General features: G+C 65.5%; 13 protein-coding genes. 10 read left to right on the forward strand and 3 right to left on the reverse strand.

All coding sequences use genetic code 11. From position 1 onward, the window contains the following. Nucleotides 1-3 precede the first annotated feature (3 nt). Genes AB3X98_RS03925 through AB3X98_RS03940 form a run of 4 tightly spaced genes read left to right on the forward strand, consistent with a single transcriptional unit; the run spans nucleotide 4 to nucleotide 4,429 of the window. Nucleotides 4-1,338, forward strand: coding sequence for a paraquat-inducible protein A (locus AB3X98_RS03925; RefSeq protein ID WP_368602725.1), 1,335 nt, complete (start codon nucleotides 4-6; stop codon nucleotides 1,336-1,338). Beyond that, nucleotides 1,322-2,947: an intermembrane transport protein PqiB gene (locus AB3X98_RS03930; protein WP_368602724.1), complete on the forward strand. Its 1,626-nt coding sequence runs from the start codon at nucleotides 1,322-1,324 to the stop codon at nucleotides 2,945-2,947. The genes AB3X98_RS03925 and AB3X98_RS03930 overlap by 17 nt, the downstream gene beginning before the upstream one ends. Then, the gene (locus tag AB3X98_RS03935) at nucleotides 2,944-3,576 is read left to right on the forward strand and encodes a membrane integrity-associated transporter subunit PqiC (protein WP_368602723.1); all 633 of its coding nucleotides are present in this window, start codon (nucleotides 2,944-2,946) and stop codon (nucleotides 3,574-3,576) included. The genes AB3X98_RS03930 and AB3X98_RS03935 overlap by 4 nt, the downstream gene beginning before the upstream one ends. 19 nt (nucleotides 3,577-3,595) lie before the next feature. After that, nucleotides 3,596-4,429: a hypothetical protein gene (locus AB3X98_RS03940; RefSeq protein ID WP_368602722.1), complete on the forward strand. Its 834-nt coding sequence runs from the start codon at nucleotides 3,596-3,598 to the stop codon at nucleotides 4,427-4,429. Between the two features lie 30 nt (nucleotides 4,430-4,459). On the opposite strand, the gene AB3X98_RS03945 is transcribed toward AB3X98_RS03940, so the two are convergent. Both AB3X98_RS03945 and AB3X98_RS03950 read right to left on the reverse strand, forming a co-directional pair. After that, nucleotides 4,460-5,377, reverse strand: a complete 918-nt coding sequence (locus AB3X98_RS03945) for a DUF2950 domain-containing protein (RefSeq protein WP_083245164.1) — start codon at nucleotides 5,375-5,377, stop codon at nucleotides 4,460-4,462. Nucleotides 5,378-5,388: 11 nt separating this feature from the next. Further along, entirely contained in the window at nucleotides 5,389-6,804 is a 1,416-nt protein-coding gene (locus AB3X98_RS03950) for a DUF3300 domain-containing protein (RefSeq protein ID WP_368602721.1), read from the reverse strand. Nucleotides 6,805-7,895: 1,091 nt separating this feature from the next. On the opposite strand from AB3X98_RS03950, the gene AB3X98_RS03955 reads away from it, so the two are divergent. Then, nucleotides 7,896-9,179 carry a PAS domain-containing sensor histidine kinase gene (locus AB3X98_RS03955; protein WP_368602720.1) on the forward strand — a complete coding sequence of 428 codons (1,284 nt, stop codon included), beginning with the start codon at nucleotides 7,896-7,898 and terminating at the stop codon, nucleotides 9,177-9,179. Continuing rightward, the gene (locus AB3X98_RS03960) at nucleotides 9,176-9,817 is read left to right on the forward strand and encodes a response regulator transcription factor (protein WP_368602719.1); all 642 of its coding nucleotides are present in this window, start codon (nucleotides 9,176-9,178) and stop codon (nucleotides 9,815-9,817) included. Before AB3X98_RS03955 ends, AB3X98_RS03960 begins: the two co-directional genes overlap by 4 nt. Nucleotides 9,818-9,890: 73 nt before the next feature. Here the strand turns inward: AB3X98_RS03960 and AB3X98_RS03965 are convergent, their stop codons facing one another. Next, on the reverse strand, nucleotides 9,891-10,892 hold the full coding sequence (locus AB3X98_RS03965; RefSeq protein WP_368602718.1) for an AraC family transcriptional regulator: 1,002 nt from the start codon (nucleotides 10,890-10,892) through the stop codon (nucleotides 9,891-9,893). A gap of 245 nt (nucleotides 10,893-11,137) precedes the next feature. Between AB3X98_RS03965 and AB3X98_RS03970 the strand changes: the two genes are divergently transcribed. From AB3X98_RS03970 to AB3X98_RS03985, 4 genes are all read left to right on the forward strand, one after another. Then, nucleotides 11,138-12,193: a 3-keto-5-aminohexanoate cleavage protein gene (locus tag AB3X98_RS03970; RefSeq protein ID WP_368602717.1), complete on the forward strand. Its 1,056-nt coding sequence runs from the start codon at nucleotides 11,138-11,140 to the stop codon at nucleotides 12,191-12,193. A 132-nt stretch (nucleotides 12,194-12,325) separates the two neighbouring features. Then, nucleotides 12,326-13,657, forward strand: a complete 1,332-nt coding sequence (locus AB3X98_RS03975; RefSeq protein ID WP_368602716.1) for an MFS transporter — start codon at nucleotides 12,326-12,328, stop codon at nucleotides 13,655-13,657. A gap of 74 nt (nucleotides 13,658-13,731) precedes the next feature. Beyond that, a complete protein-coding gene (locus AB3X98_RS03980; RefSeq protein ID WP_069263134.1) occupies nucleotides 13,732-14,712 on the forward strand; it encodes a quinone oxidoreductase in 981 nt (326 codons plus the stop codon). Nucleotides 14,713-14,722: 10 nt separating this feature from the next. Then, nucleotides 14,723-15,571, forward strand: coding sequence for a TauD/TfdA dioxygenase family protein (locus AB3X98_RS03985; RefSeq protein ID WP_368602715.1), 849 nt, complete (start codon nucleotides 14,723-14,725; stop codon nucleotides 15,569-15,571). Nucleotides 15,572-15,574 lie beyond the last annotated feature (3 nt).

Genomic DNA, 15,574 nt, shown 5'->3' on the forward strand with positions numbered 1-15,574 from the left:
GCAATGAAGCGCGCTGAGCTTCTCGTTTGCCACGACTGCGATCTCATGCAGCGCGGCGCGCCTTGCCCGCCGGGGGGCACCCTGCGCTGCCTGCGCTGCAACGCCGAACTGGAAAGGAATCTGCCGGAAAGCCTCGGCCGTGCGCTCGCGTTCGCGTTGGGCGCACTCGTGCTGTTCGTCATTTCCAACCTGTATCCGATCGTCGGACTCTCGGTGAACGGCAATCTCGTACGCACGACGCTGTGGCATTCGGTCGAGATTCTCTATCTCGACGGCATGTGGCCCATCGCGGCGCTGGTGTTCGCCACGACGATCCTCATGCCTGGCCTGCAGGTCGTGTGTCTGCTCGCCCTCCTCGTGCCGCTCGCGATCGACCGCGCGCCGTGGCAGGCGCCGCTCCTGTTCCGCGCAATGTACATCGCACGGCCGTGGGGCATGACCGAGGTGCTGATACTCGGCCTGCTGGTCGCGCTCGTGAAGCTGTCCCATATCGCAACGGTCGTGACGGGTGTCGCGTTGTGGTCGTTCGGCGCGTTGATGCTGGTGCTCGCGGGCGCGAGCGCGGCGTTCGACGCGCGCCAGTTCTGGTCGCGCGTGGCGCGGGCAACGCAACCGGCCAACGCGGTCAGGGTGCTCGACACGCCCAGCGTGACGACGCACTACGCGTCGGGCGAGGCGGCCAGAGCGCGAGGCGAGCGCGCCGCAGGCCCGCTCACGGGCGCCGCGTGCGGCATCGCGCGCTGCCATGCGTGCGGAATGCTCGCGCGCATGCCGGCGGCCGCGCATGCGGCGACGTGCCCGCGCTGCGGCAGCGCGCTGCACATGCGCAAGGTCGCGAGCCTGTCGCGCACGTGGGCGCTGCTGGTTGCGGCGATGGTGCTGTACGTACCGGCGAATGTGCTGCCCGTCATGGACACGAGTTCGCTGTTCGGCTCGCAGAAGGACACGATCATGAGCGGTGTGGTGTATCTGTGGGTGTCGGGTTCGTGGCCGCTCGCGCTGCTCGTGTTCATTGCCAGCATCGCCGTGCCCATGCTGAAGATCCTGGGGCTTTCGTATCTGACGTGGACCACGCAGCGCCGCTGGACATGGCTGCCCGAGCAACGCACGCGCATCTACCGGCTGATCGAGCTGGTCGGCCGCTGGTCGATGCTCGACATCTACGTGATCACGATGCTCGTCGCGCTGGTGCAGTTCAACGCGCTCGCCACGATCAAGGCGGGGCCCGCCGCGATCGCTTTCGGTGCCGTCGTGATCCTCACCATGTTCGCCGCGAACATGTTCGACCCGCGTCTCATCTGGGACGCGATGGAGCACGAAAATGGCAGCACCCGGTAACGACGATTCCTTGCCGGACCTGCCCGAGGCGAAGCCGGCGCGCGGCTCGCGCTGGCGCATGCAGATTGTCTGGCTCGTGCCGATCGTCGCGGTGCTCATTGGCGGCTGGCTCGCTGCCAAGGCGATCATCGAGGAAGGGCCGACGATCACGATCAGCTTCAAGACCGGCGACGGCCTCGAGGCCGGCAAGACGAAGATCAAGTACAAGGACGTCGATATCGGCGTGGTGAAGGCGGTCACGCTCTCGCCCGATCACAAGCGTGTGATCGCGACTGGCGAACTCGTGAAGGACGCGGCGAGCATGCTCGTCGACAACACGCGCTTCTGGGTCGTGCGCCCGCGCATTTCCGGCGGTACGGTTTCGGGCCTGAGCACGCTGCTCTCGGGCTCTTTTGTCGGCATGGACGAAGGCAACTCCAGCAAAGCGCGCCACGACTTCGTGGGACTCGAAGTCCCGCCTGCGATCCCGAGCGACATCCCGGGGCGCGAATTCGTGCTGCACAGCGTGAACATGGGCTCGCTCGATGTCGGCTCGCCGGTGTTCTTCCGCCGTCTTCAGGTCGGACAGATTGCTTCCTATGAAATGGACCCGAACGGCAAGGGCGTGACGCTGCGCGTGTTCGTGAACGCGCCCTACGACAGGTTCGTGCGCAGCGACACGCGCTTCTGGCATGCGAGTGGACTCGACGTCTCGCTCAGCCCGGACGGCGTGCAGATCAACACGCAGTCGGTGGTGTCGCTGCTCATCGGCGGCGTGGCGTTCGAAACGCCCGACGCCGACGCCGGCGGTGAACCGCCCGAGGCCGACGCAGACTCGAAGTTCGAGCTTTACGCCACGCACGCCGACTCGATGAAGGAGCATGACCGCATTGTCGACACCTACGTCGTGACCTTCTACGACTCCGTGCGCGGGCTCACAGTGGGCGCGCCGGTCGATTTCCGCGGCGTCGTGATTGGCGAGGTCACACGTATCTACACGCGCTTCGACCCGGTGAAGAAACAGTTCAGCATTCCTGTTGAAATCAATCTGTATCCGGAGCGCTTTACGTCGCGCTTCGAGAAAGGCCAGCCGGCCGGACGCCTCACTTCGCAACCGCGCCAGCTTGCCGAGTTCCTGGTTGCCAGCGGCTTCCGGTTCCAGCTGCGCTCGGGTAATCCTCTCACAGGACAGCTCTACGTCGCCTTCGACGTCTTCCCGGACGCTGCGAAGGCTAAGATCGACTGGTCGAGAACGCCGCCCGAGATGCCGACGGTGCCGCGCACGTTGCAGTCGCTGCAGGATTCGCTCACGCGACTGCTCGCGAAGCTCAACGGTATTCCGTTCGAGGCCATCGGCGCGAGTGCGCAGCGCACGCTGCAAAGTGCGAACGACGTGGTGGCGAAGCTCGGCACCGAAGTCGTGCCGCAGGCGCACGACACGCTTTCGGCGGCAAGATCCACGCTCAACTCGGCCACCGATGCCTTGCAGCCCGACTCGCAGCTCCAGCAGAACACGAGCGACGCCATGCGTGAACTGGCCCGCACCGCCGCGTCCGTGCGCATGCTTACGGATTATCTCGAGCGCCATCCCGAGGCCGTGGTGCAGGGCAAACCTGGAGGCAAGCAGTGAACCGCCGCAACCTGACTCTGCCTGCCGTTCTCGCCGTTGCGATGGCGTGTCTCGCCGGGTGCTCCTCGCCGTCGCCTACGTTCTATGCGTTGCGCGCCGATGATGCGAGCGCCGCGACGGCCAGCACATCGCCCGCCGTGCCGACAAGCGCCGCTGCACTCGATGTCGTCGTCGGTCCCGTGACTGTGCCCGACATGGTGGACCGGCCGCAAATCGTCACGCGCAATCCGGACAACACGATCCAGATGAACGAGTTCGCGCGCTGGGCCACGCCGCTCAAACTGGACGTTGGGCGCGTCGTTGCCGCGGACCTTGCACAGCGGCTCGGGACGGCGCACGTCTCGACGTTCGATGGCGCGGCCACCCCGCCGGTCTGGCGCGTTCGCGTCGATATCACGCGCATCGACAGCGTACTGGGAGACTCGGTGACGATCGACGCGCAATGGGTCGTGCGGCCGCCGGGTCACCAGGCGCTGACGCTCGGGCACACCGTAGCGCACGAGCAGGTGACGAGCCAGGACTACGGCGCGCTCGTCGACGCGCACGATCGCGCACTCGCCACCATCAGCGCCGACATTGCCGCCGCGATTCGCGCGGAGCATGCAACAGTTGGCAGTGCGACGGAGTGAGCACGCCACGCGGGATCTCATGAAGACGTTGCGTTGTGCGTGGCTCGCACTGAGCGCGGCGCTGGCGCTGGCGGGCCACGATGCGTCGGGCAGCGTGCCGCGCAACGAGGACACACCGGCGGGACTTTTCGCAGTGCTCGATTACGTTGTCGCGCCCCCCGAGCCGAGGTCCGCGCAGAGCGCGGTGGCATTGCGCGAGGCCGGCGTCGAGCAGGAGACGATCAAGGCGCGCATCGTCGAAGCCTGGTTCTACCGGCTGCGTGCGGACCCGGCCGTGGCGGTCGCCGTGCCCGGCGGCATGGCGGGCCTCGAAGCCCGGCTGCGCGACGACGCGGCGCGCGAGCGCCTGATCCGCGGCGGCATCGCGCGCCTGACGCCACAAGACCGCCTGGCGTACCTCACGCTGCTCGCGAAATACATGGGACGCGCGGCGCGCGGCAATTGCCAGGGCATGGCGAGCGTGCAGGACCTTGCTCAGGGCATTTCGATCGGCAGCATGAGCGATGCCGACACGGCCGAATACTTCTCGTTGCTTTATCGCGTGGTGATCCGATCCCTGCTCGCCGCGCCAGTCAGGCTGCCCACGCCCGTGGCATACGAGCGGGCGTTGCGGCATCTCGACGATGCGGTCAACGCGGCCCTCGCTGGCGATCCGCAGTCCGTGGCGCGGCTCGAGCGCGTCACGAATGGCGGCCCTGGCGCCACGATGGCCGACGTCTGCTGGGCGAGCGCGGTGCTCATGCGCTCGACGGCGGCGATGAGCGCACCCGATCGCGACGCGCTGCTGCTCTACATGCTCGGTGAAGACGCGCCGGCGCGAGCGTCGGCCCCCGAGCCCGCGCGCGCACCGTGAAACGCAGTGGCGCAGCGCCAGTGCCGAGTGTCACGGCGCAGCCTTCGACCAGCCCGGGCCCGGATCGAAGGATGTCATCGCTTCGGCTTTTGCCGCGCCATCCGGGCCGAGATCGCGCTCGTAGACCTGGCCGTCGTGGCTGACCATGAAGGTCTTGATACCCGTGTCGCCGTACCGCACCGGCCACGCAACGACGCCAAAGCCGCCGAACAGCTTGTTGTCGACCATGTAGTTATATGCGCCGCCGGGCGCGTGCGGACCCTGCGAGGTCAGCAGCTTGTAGTGGTAGCCGTAGTAACCGGCGTTTTCGGCGTTGCGCGCGCCGGCCTTGAGGAATGCGACGCCTAGCGGGCTCGGCGCGGCGTCGGGATCGGTCGGCCAGTACAGGCCGTCATGCTTGCCCGGCGAACTCGCGAGCTTGCTGGCGTAGACCAGCATGTCGCTGCCGTCGTGATAGGTCTGCGCATATTCGCGTTGCGCGTCGTAGACCGCGAGCATCGTCTGCATCACGGCAAGCTCGTTGCGGCCAATGCGGCGCACGCGCATTTCCTCGACACCGGCGTGCGTGTCGAAGTGCCAGCCCTGGGCGGTCTTGACGAGCGGGACCGGAAAGGTCCAGCCGTCGTCGCCAACGGCGATCATCGCGTGATTTGCATCGGTATCCTGAATGGTGTGCGAAGTCTGCCATTCACTCAGGAACTTGTCGCGGATCTGAGCGCCGACCGGCGGGATGAGCTGGCGGAAATCTGCGCCGAAGAGCGTGCGCAGTTCCGCCTCGTCGTTGCCGGCCACGGCGTCGCCGAACGCGGCCATCGCCGCGTCGGGCGTAGCGAAGGTGTTTTGCCCGGCGGCCGCGCAAGGCCGCGGCGCGAATACCAGCAGTGCGATGGCGATCGCCGCCGCGAGTACTGCCGATGCAGCCGGACGGAGAAACTCATGTCTGTTCATGGCCGTTCTCCCTAGCGTCTGCCGCCGCCACGACCGCCGCCACCGCCGCGCATACCGCCGCCGCCGCTCGGACGATTGAACCCTGAAGACTGCATGCTGGAGCGGCCGCGACTCGCGTCGCGCTGGGTGGCGCCGCCGCCGCCCACACCCTGGAAGGCGCCATCGCGGCCGCCGCCGCCGTAGCTCCCTCCACCGCCGCCGCCAAACCCGCCGCCTGCCCCGGTGCTCACGCGATTGCTCCCGCCGGCATTGTTAGCCATGCCGCCGCGATTGCCGCCGGCACCGTTATTGCCAAGGTCTCCGCGATTGCCACCCGCTCCGTTGTCGGCGAGGTTCGCGCGATTGCCGACGCTCGCGTTGTTGCCCGCGCCGCCGCGATTGCCGGGATTGCCCTGATTCCCGCGGTTGCCATTGCCCAGGCCCTGGCCGCCTGCACCGCCGCCCGTGCGGTTGCCGGCGCGGTCCGCCACGCTGGCGCCGTTCTGGCCATTCTGGCCATTGCGGCCGCGATAGTCGCGGCGGCCGTCGGCGCCTGCCACGTTGTTGCCGAATTTCTCGCGCGTGGCGTTGTCACGGTATGCGACGCCCTGGCGGTGGCTGGCATCGTGCTGCCACTTGCCTCCCTGGACCTTGGTGCTGTCGAAGTTGCGATTGACGTTGCGCGCCTTGTCCACGTTGATGTTGACGTCGCCGCCGCCCCAGTTGCAGTTGCCGAAGATCGCGCCCGCGGCGGCGAGCCCGACGCCCCACGCGAAGCCGGTCATCAGTGCGCCGCCGGGATAGTAAGCAGGATAGGGTGGCCAGGCGTACGGCGGGTAAGCCGGGTAGCTCCACGCGCCGTACACGACCGTGGGGTTGTACGCGGGTACATAGATCACCTCGGGCTTGGCAGGCTCGATCTTCACGATGGTCTGGCCGCCTTGCGCGGGCGGCTGCTCGACCACGACCTTTTGCTGCTCGTTGCTCTTGAGGTTGCCCGAGTCCTGTGCGCGTGCACGCAGGCGCTGCACGGCGGCGAGCACATCCTTTTCCTGGGCGAGGAACGCGTCACCGAGTTTCTGGGTCCAGTCGAGCTTGTCGTTCATCGGCTCGAGCGCCTGCGGGAACGCGACGAGCGACTTCACGCTCGTGTCCCATGGCTGGTCCTGCACGGCCTTCACGGCTTCGTCGCCCTTCAGCTTCGGGTGCTCCTTGACCCAGCGGGCCGCGTGCACGATTTCGAGCGGGTAAGTCGATGCCATCAGGACTTGCGCCAGCACCGAATCGGGATAGAGCGCAATGGGCGCGACCAGCGCCTCCAGCTCCTCGGGTTTGTAGGGGGCGGGCTGCGGCGCGTCTTGCGCGCGCACCGCCTGAGCGCCTGCCAGGAGCAACGCGAGCACGAGCAGGCAGAGGGTGTACGTGCGTTGTTTGATCCATGAGGTCATGGCCGATCCTTCCAATTGTTTGCTCAACCGGAGTGCGGGACGGATAGCGACAACGTGAAGGGGCGAGCGCGTGCGCGCATTCTAGTTCGAGTGTGGCGAGGCGGAGAGCCCCACGGTTATAGTCCGGCAAGCCACGCTGTGCTGGCAATCGGACCAGAGTCCTATTGACACCGCAATGGCGGCGCAATGATGCTATTCACTCGTCGAGGCTGGCAGCGCCGACACCTGGAGATCCCAAATGAAAATGCGTCTTGCTGTGCCGTGTGCGACGGTGCTCCTGCTTTGTGCGCCCGCCTTCATGTCTGAAGTATTTGCGCAAGCGGGAACGATGGGTACCAGGCAGATGCGGGACGTGCAGCGCAAAGCGGAGCACAAGGCCCGCTCGAACCAGTCCCGGCAACATGGTCAGCAAAATACGACGCAACATCATGCGGCGAGTGCAGCCGCGCCAGCTTCGGCGCCTTGATCGACAACGGCGTTTACCGAGCTGTCACGCGCCGGACGTGTGAGGGATTCTGCAGGCCATTTCGCGCGTTTCCAGATCGAAATAATGGTGGCGACTATTTCATAAAAAACAGAATAGATAATGCCACGCGACAAACTGCACGATCGCCATTCGTATTGAATAGAGATGATTTCGCGAGCCAATTACAAATTAAAGAAAACGTTCGCAAATATTCCCGGTAAATAGTCAGTGTATATAGTCCGGTGCAAGCGCATTCAAGGCCTTAGCGCCTGATTAGCGTTATATGCGGAAAAAGTTATCGAAAACAATTGCGCGCGGAACGAATCATCGGCAATTTCTTTCATATAATTAACGCGCGGTGAAAGCGTACAGCGAAGCGGTTCCGCAATCATGATCCCATCCGTTCTTTTCTTCAATGACTGACTCATTCTCCGCCCATGCCGGAGCGTTCTTCGATAATCAAAAGTAAGCTGCAGTCATCATTGGGGCGCAGTTTGCACCGCAAAACGGCCGGAATGCCGGTGCTCGTCAAATCCGCCCCGCCTGGGCGCTGAAGCGTTTGAAACGATTCGCAGGCTGCCGGAGCAGGGCAGCGTAGCCGGAGGACACCGTGATCAGGGCAGACATGGGGAACGAAAAACTAAAACTGAACAGACCGAGAGCCGAACACGCAGCGGCCGGCCTGCTGGCGTGGCTCGACAGAATCAAGCCGCGCACTCTGCCGAACGGCAACGCACTGGCCGCGCGCAACACCGGCCACGCGTCGGCGCAGGCCACACAGGCCATTGCGCAAAGTCTGCACAGCGTTCTCGAAGTCGTGCCCGCGGCGGCGCTCTTGATCGACGAAGCGGGCAGCGTCGCATGGGCCAATGGCATGGCCACCCACGTGCTCGGCTATGCCCTGGGCGAATTGATCGGCATGCGCATCGAAAACGTGCTCGTCGCCTGGCGAAGAGACGCACGCCCCGTATCGTTCGGCGCACTGAAGTCCGCGCAAGGGTTGCCGCATAGCGTGACGCGCGTGGCCATCGCGCGCGCGAAGAACGGCGCCGATATCGACGTGCATGTGAGCGCTTCGGCATCGCTCGCCGCCGGACCTGCGGCGCGCATGGTGGTCGTCATCGAACCGGAAAGGCGCGACACGACGCTCGCGGAGTCCGGCAGCGAACCGCGCCGGTTGCGTCGGGAACGGGCGTCCGAAGTGGGCGACATGGCCGCCGCGCTCGCGCACGAAGTCGATCAGCCGCTCACGGCCATTCTCAGCAACGCACAGGCCGCGCAACGGTTTCTCGCCCAGAGCCCGCCGGCCATGAGCGACTTGCGGGAGCTGCTTGGCGAGGTCGTGTCCGACAGCACGCGTGCGCACGCGATCATCCGCAAGATGCGCCAGTCCGCGCGCTGCGAGCCGCCCGAGCTGTGCCCCGTCGATGTCGGCAGCCTCGTGCGCGACGTGGTGCGCCTGCTGCGCCGCGAGACGGAAACCTGTGGCGCGGCAGTGGGCGCGCGCATCGAAGACGGGCTGCCGCAAGTGCACGGCGATGCGGTTCAACTGCAGCAGGTGCTCGTCAATTTGCTCCTGAATGCGCTCGATGCGGTGCACGACTGCCACGCGGAAGATCGCAGGGTGTGCATCTTCGTGACGGCAAGCGAGGATCGCGGCAAGGTGCGCCTCGCGATCCGCGATCATGGGCCGGGTGTCGATGCCGATCGGCTCGTCACGCTGTTCAAGCCGTTCATGACGTCCAAGCCCCACGGGCTGGGCCTTGGCCTCTCCATCAGCCGCACCATCGTCATGGCGCACGGCGGCCAGCTATGGGCCGAGCGCAACGCCGATCGCGGCCTGACGTTCCATATCGAACTTCCCGCGGAGGGCGCGTGCGTGCAGACGACCACGCGTTTTTCACCATGAACTCGCCAGTTTCCATCGTGTTCGTTGTGGACGACGACGAGCACGTTCGCAACGCACTATGCCGCTTGTTGCGATCCGGCGGCTACACGGCACAGGCATACGGCAGCGCCAGCGCCTTCCTCGACGGCGCGGACCTGACGAGCGCGCCTGCCTGCCTTCTGCTCGATCTCCAGTTGCCCGACCTGAGCGGCATTGAATTGCAGCAGCGGCTCGAGGGCAGGGTGCCGATCGTCTTCGTTTCGGGCCATGGCGACATGGATACGGCGGTGCGCGCGATGAAGGCGGGCGCATCGGATTTCCTGACGAAGCCGATCGACGCGCAGGTGCTATTCGAAGCCACGTCGCGCGCGCTCGAACGCGCAGGCCAGCTATACGAACAACGTGAGCAGCGCGCGGAGATCCAGCGCCGGGTGGAAAAACTCACGCCGCGCGAGCGCGAGGTCATGGCGCTCGTGGTGACGGGCCGGCCGAACAAGCTCGTGGCCGACGAACTGGGCGCGGCGGAGAAAACGATCAAGATTCACCGGGCGCGCGTCATGGAGAAGATGAAGGCGAACTCGCTTGCCGATCTGGTGCGCCTCATGACCACGTTCGATGCCGACGCGCCTGACTTGCACCCGCTTCCGCATACGGGCTGAGGGACCAGGGGATTAAGGGACTAAAGGACTAAAGGACCACACGGCAGGGCACGCGCGCCGTCGTCCCGTCACTTCAGATCAAATGGCTATTGCGCCAGTCGCGCGGCGTCATGCCGAAGCGCGCGCTGAACCAGTTCGTGAACGAGCCCTGCTGGGCGTAGCCGAGCAGGGCGGACACACGTCCGATGGGATAGCGCGGGTTGCTCATGTAGCGCACGGCAAGTTCGCCCCGCACTTCCTCCACGAGCCGCGTGAAGCTCGTATTGGCGACGCCGAGCTGACGTTGCATCGTGCGCACGCTCAGCCGCAGATGCGCGGCCACCCCTTCGACGCTGGCCTGCTCGAGCGGCAGCAGCAGGTAGATCGCCTTGCGCACCTCGAGTGCCGTGGAATCGACGCCCGTTGCGTTGAGCGATTCGGCGAGGCTTTCCGCGTAGCGCACCAGTTCCGGGTCGGCGGCGGGGTTCGGGTAGTCGAGGTCGGCGGCCGCGCATACGATGCCGTTGAAGTCGCTGCCGAATTCCAGCGGGCAGCCGAAAAAACGCCGATGAAACGTGAGGCTGGGCGGCGCCTGGTGAACGAAGTGCACCGCGCGCGGTTTCCAGTGCTCGCCCAGCAGCGCGCTGGAGTGACGCGCGAGCACGCCCACTGCGAGTTCGATGGCCTGGTATGTGGGGGTGCCCGGATCGACGACCAGTTCCTCGCGGATCGTGACGGTTGCGCCCGTGTCTTCGACAAAGATCGCGAGCGCTTCGTTGAGCAGATGCCGGTATTCGGCGGTGGCGAGCAGCACCTCGCGCAGCGTGCGCTTGTGCGCGAGCAGAATGTTGACCACGCCAGTGCCGAACTTGTGGCGCGTCTCGGCCATTTGCAGCGCGAACGTCGGGCACGCGGCCTTTTCCGCCGAACGCTCCAGCAACCGGCACGCAGCGGCGGCGGGGACGCGTTGGTCGGGAGTTGCGAGCGCCGCGGCGTCCACGCCCGCGTCGTGGGCAAGCTCGACCGGGTTCAATCCCACGCGCTTTGCCACGTCGAAATAACCGCTCAGCGAGACCGAGCTCAGCGTGGTTTCCATTGTCGTGTCTCCTCTTTGTTGCGGCCTCGCCGCGCCTTTTCAGCCCGTCAAACATGGGCTTGCGCTTATCTCGGTGTTAACGCCTGGTGGCGCGAAAAGCTAAAACGATGGCGCGCAATCAGAAAAGTGTAGCGCAGGATTGCCGTATCGTGCATCTCAACGGATCAGCCAGGTTCCGAGCGTTATTTCAGGCTTCCGGCCACGTTGCCAAACGTTGAAATACCGTCCCCATATTGGAGAACACGATGCAATTCCTCGACGATTCGCTGCACCCCGAGAACCAGGACAAGGTTGTCATCACCACCGCGCCGTATGGTCCGGAATGGATGCCCGAAGACTTCCCGGAAGACATTCCGGTGACGATGGAAGAACAGATCCAGAAGGCCGTGGATTGCTACAACGCGGGCGCAACGGTGCTGCACCTGCATGTGCGCGAACTCGACGGCAAGGGCTCCAAACGCCTCTCGAAGTTCAACGAGCTGATCGCAGGCGTGCGCGCCGCGGTGCCGGACATGATCATCCAGGTGGGCGGCTCGATCTCGTTCGCGCCGGAAGACGAGGGCGAAGCGGCGAAGTGGCTCTCGGACGACACGCGTCACATGCTGGCCGACCTCGAGCCGAAGCCGGACCAGGTGACCGTGGCGATCAACACCACGCAGATGAACATCATGGAGCTGCTCTACCCGGAATACCTGGCGGGCACCTCGCTCTCCAACCCGGCGTTCATGGCCGCGTATAGCGAAATGACGGTGCCGGCCGGCCCGGCATGGGTGGAGGAGCATCTGCGCCGTCTGCAGGCTTCGGGCATTCAGCCGCACTTCCAGCTCACGGGCATCCACGCGCTCGAAACGCTCGATCGCCTCGTGCGCAAGGGCGCGTACAAGGGGCCGCTGAATCTCACGTGGATCGGCATCGGCGGCGGCTTCGACGGCCCGAACCCGTTCAACTTCTTCAACTTCGTGCACCGTGCGCCCGATGGCTGCACCGTCACCGCCGAGTCGCTGCTCAAGAACGTGCTGCCGTTCAACATGATGGCGATGTCCATGGGCCTGCACCCGCGTTGCGGCATTGAAGATACGATCATCGACCAGCACGGCAAGCGCTTCACGTCCGTGCAGCAGATCGAGCAATGCGTGCGCGTGGCGCGCGAACTGGGCCGTGAGATTGCCACGGGCAAGGAAGCGCGTGATATCTATCGCATCGGCGTGCACTACGAGACGGTCGACGAAGCGCTCGCGGCCAACGGCATGGCGCCGAACCGCGTGGCCGGCGTGAAGAACCTGCCGCTGCGCGCGGCGTAATGGCAGTGGGGCCCGGCGCGGGCATAGGCTTGTGCCGGGCCTCGAAGCGGGGGTTTGGCGCTTGCGTCGTACCTGCTGAAACTGAGAGAACAACGGAACCCGACGAAGAGCGGGCTACCACGGAGACAACCCATGCTCACGCATGCCGAGCCCACCGCGGGCGAATTGACGAAGACCGGGACGAACGTACGCGCATATGCGTGGGTGGTGTTCGCCTTGACGGTCGGGCTGCTGCTTTCCGACTACATGTCGCGGCAGGTCCTGAATGCGGTTTTTCCGCTGCTCAAGACCGCATGGAGTCTTTCGGACACGCAGCTCGGCTCGCTGAGCAGCGTGGTGGCACTGATGGTGGGCGTGCTCACGTTTCCGCTGTCGGTGCTCGCCGACCGCTGGGGCCGCGTGAAGAGCATCGTCCTGATGGCGGCGTTGTGGAGTATCGCGACGCTTGGTTGCGCGCTCTCGACGAACTACGGCGAAATGCTGCTAGCACGCGCCTTCGTCGGCATCGGCGAAGCGGCTTATGGCAGCGTGGGGATTGCCGTTGTCCTCAGTATTTTTCCGGTGCGCCTGCGTTCCACGATTACGGGCGCATTCATGGCGGGTGGCGCCTTCGGCTCGGTGCTGGGCATGGCGCTGGGCGGTGCGGTGGCTGCGCAGCATGGCTGGCGCGCGGCGTTTGGCGCGATGGCAGCCATGGGGATCGTGCTGGTCGTGATCTATCGCATCGTCGTCACGGAGAAGCGCATTGCCTCGCTGCAGCCGGCGAGCGTGAGCCGCGAGGCGAATGGCCTCGGGATGCGCATGAGCCTGCGCGCGCTGCTCAAGGGCCTGTTTTCCACGCGCTCCGTGGTGTGCGCGTATGTGGGCAGCGGCGTGCATCTGCTCGTGCCGGCGGCCGTGTGGAGCTGGCTGCCGAGCTTCCTGAACCGCTACTACGGCATGGCCACCGGCAAAGCGGCCGGGACCGCCGCAGTGTTCGTGCTCGTGACGGGCGTTGGCATGGTGGTGTGCGGCAATCTCGCGGACCGCTTCAGCAAGGATAACGGCGCGCGCAAATGGAGCATCGCGATAGCGTACTGCCTGATCTGTTTCACGCTGCTCGCGGTCGGCTTGCGCATGCCGGCCGGCCCGGCGCAACTGGTTCTGATCGGCGCGGCCATGTTCTTCTGTGCAGGCGCAGCTGGCCCCTCGGGCGCGATGGTGGCGAACCTCACGCCGCCCTCGATCCATGCCTCGGCGTTCGCCACGCTTACGCTGGCGAACAACCTGCTCGGCCTCGCGCCCGCCGCGGTGCTCACGGGCATTGCCGCCGACCATATCGGCCTGCTTGGCGCGCTGCAACTCGTACCGTTTGCGCCGCTCGTGGCGGCAGTGGTTTTCCTGATCGGCAAGCGCAACTACACCGTCGATCTGGATCGTGTGAATGCCCTGCGCGAAGAAGCCGGTGGTCACACACAACGATGAAATTGAACAGGCAGTTCGAGTCGGCTTGACTGAGTTCGAGTCGACGCGTTTGAGTAAAGGATAGGAGATTGAACATGGCGAAAGCAGTGCGCTTCCACGAAACCGGCGGTCCCGAAGTCTTGCGCTACGAGAGCGTCGAAGTGGGCGATCCCGGCCCCGGACAGGTCCGCCTGCGCCATGAGGCAGTCGGCCTGAATTTCGCGGATACCTACTTCCGCTCCGGCCTGTACCCCGTTCCGCTACCCGCCGGCATGGGCGTGGAAGCCGCGGGCGTGGTCGAGGCCGTGGGCCCCGAAGTGAGCAACGTGGCGGTGGGCGAGCGCGTGACCTACACCGGCTTCATCAACACGCTCGGCGCGTACAGCACCGAACGCCTGATTCCGGCGGCCCCGCTCATCAAGCTGCCCGACGCGATCGCATGCGAAACGGCGGCCGGCATGACCATGCGAGGCCTCACCTCGTCGTACCTGATGCGCCGCATTCACGACTTCAAGGCCGGCGACACGATCCTGCTGCATGCCGCGGCGGGCGGTGTCGGTCTGATCGTCTCGCAGTGGGCGAAGCTGCTGGGCCTCACGGTGATCGGCACGGTGTCGAACGAGGCGAAGGGCGAAGTGGCGCGCGCGCATGGCTGCGACCACATCGTGTACTACGGCCGCGAAGATGTCGCGAAGCGCGTGCGCGAACTGACGAACGGCGCGGGCGTGAACGTGGTGTTCGACAGCGTGGGCAAGGATACCTTCGAGGCGTCGCTCGACTCGCTCAAGCGCCGCGGCCTGATGGTTTGCGTCGGCACGGCTTCCGGTCCGATTCCGCCGTTCAATCCGCAGATCCTCGCGATGAAGGGCTCGCTCTATCTCACGCGCCCGGCGTTGGCGGACTATATTGCGGACCCCGCGGAGAAGAACGAGCTGGCCGGCGAGCTGTTCGGGCACGTCGCTGCGGGCCGCATCAAGATCGAACTGAACCAGCGTTACGCGCTGGAAGACGCGGTGCAGGCGCATCGCGACCTCGAAGCACGCAAGACGACGGGGTCGTCGGTCTTCGTCATCTGAGGAGCGCAGCATGCAAGTCGAACAATTGACCTATGCCATCGGCGCGGAACTGACCGGCGTGAATCTCGCCGATGCCGTTCACGACGACGCGCTCTTCGCCGAGATTCGCGCGGCGCTGCTCAAGCACCGCGTGCTGTTCCTGCGCGACCAGAACATCACGCGCACCGAACACGTGGCGTTTGCGCGCCGCTTCGGCGAGCTGGAGGATCATCCGGTGGCGGGCAGCGACCCTGAGCATCCCGGCCTCGTGCGCATCTACAAGAATCCGGAGCAGCCGAACGATCGCTACGAAAACGCGTGGCACGCGGACGCCACGTGGCGCGAGGCGCCGCAGTTCGGCGCGGTGCTGCGCTGCGTGGAGTGCCCGCCCCTGGGCGGCGACACGATGTGGGCGAACATGGCGCTCGCCTACGATAAGCTGCCGGAACACGTGAAGGCGCAGATCGCCGGGCTGTATGCCCGCCATAGTATCGAGGCGAGCTTCGGCGCGGCCATGCCGATCGAGAAGCGCCACGCCTTGAAGGCGCAGTTTCCCGATGCGGAGCACCCGGTGGTGCGCACGCATCCGGAGACCGGTGAGAAAGTGCTGTTCGTGAGCGCATTCACGACGCACTTCACGAACTATCACACGCCTGAGCGCGTGCGCTTCGGGCAGGACGCCAATCCGGGCGCGGGCGACCTGCTGCGCTATCTCGTGAGCCAGGCCTATATTCCGGAGTACCAAGTACGCTGGCGCTGGAAGCCGAACAGCATCGCGATCTGGGACAACCGCAGCACCCAGCACTATGCGGTGATGGACTACCCGCCGTGCCACCGCAAGATGGAACGCGCCGGCATTATTGGCGATAAGCCGTACTGAAGC

Origin of the sequence: Paraburkholderia sp. BR14312 (genome assembly GCF_040948675.1) — a bacterium.
GTDB lineage: Bacteria > Pseudomonadota > Gammaproteobacteria > Burkholderiales > Burkholderiaceae > Paraburkholderia > Paraburkholderia nodosa_A.

What these genes read in the sequence shown, in the direction of transcription:
- AB3X98_RS03925 (WP_368602725.1), top strand. Translation starts at nt 4, where the DNA reads ATGAAGCGCGCTGAGCTTCTCGTTTGCCACGACTGCGATCTCATGCAG.
- AB3X98_RS03930 (WP_368602724.1), top strand. Translation starts at nt 1,322, where the DNA reads ATGGCAGCACCCGGTAACGACGATTCCTTGCCGGACCTGCCCGAGGCG.
- AB3X98_RS03940 (WP_368602722.1), top strand. Translation starts at nt 3,596, where the DNA reads ATGAAGACGTTGCGTTGTGCGTGGCTCGCACTGAGCGCGGCGCTGGCG.
- AB3X98_RS03945 (WP_083245164.1), bottom strand. Translation starts at nt 5,377, where the DNA reads ATGAACAGACATGAGTTTCTCCGTCCGGCTGCATCGGCAGTACTCGCG.
- AB3X98_RS03950 (WP_368602721.1), bottom strand. Translation starts at nt 6,804, where the DNA reads ATGACCTCATGGATCAAACAACGCACGTACACCCTCTGCCTGCTCGTG.
- AB3X98_RS03955 (WP_368602720.1), top strand. Translation starts at nt 7,896, where the DNA reads ATGGGGAACGAAAAACTAAAACTGAACAGACCGAGAGCCGAACACGCA.
- AB3X98_RS03960 (WP_368602719.1), top strand. Translation starts at nt 9,176, where the DNA reads ATGAACTCGCCAGTTTCCATCGTGTTCGTTGTGGACGACGACGAGCAC.
- AB3X98_RS03965 (WP_368602718.1), bottom strand. Translation starts at nt 10,892, where the DNA reads ATGGAAACCACGCTGAGCTCGGTCTCGCTGAGCGGTTATTTCGACGTG.
- AB3X98_RS03970 (WP_368602717.1), top strand. Translation starts at nt 11,138, where the DNA reads ATGCAATTCCTCGACGATTCGCTGCACCCCGAGAACCAGGACAAGGTT.
- AB3X98_RS03975 (WP_368602716.1), top strand. Translation starts at nt 12,326, where the DNA reads ATGCTCACGCATGCCGAGCCCACCGCGGGCGAATTGACGAAGACCGGG.
- AB3X98_RS03980 (WP_069263134.1), top strand. Translation starts at nt 13,732, where the DNA reads ATGGCGAAAGCAGTGCGCTTCCACGAAACCGGCGGTCCCGAAGTCTTG.
- AB3X98_RS03985 (WP_368602715.1), top strand. Translation starts at nt 14,723, where the DNA reads ATGCAAGTCGAACAATTGACCTATGCCATCGGCGCGGAACTGACCGGC.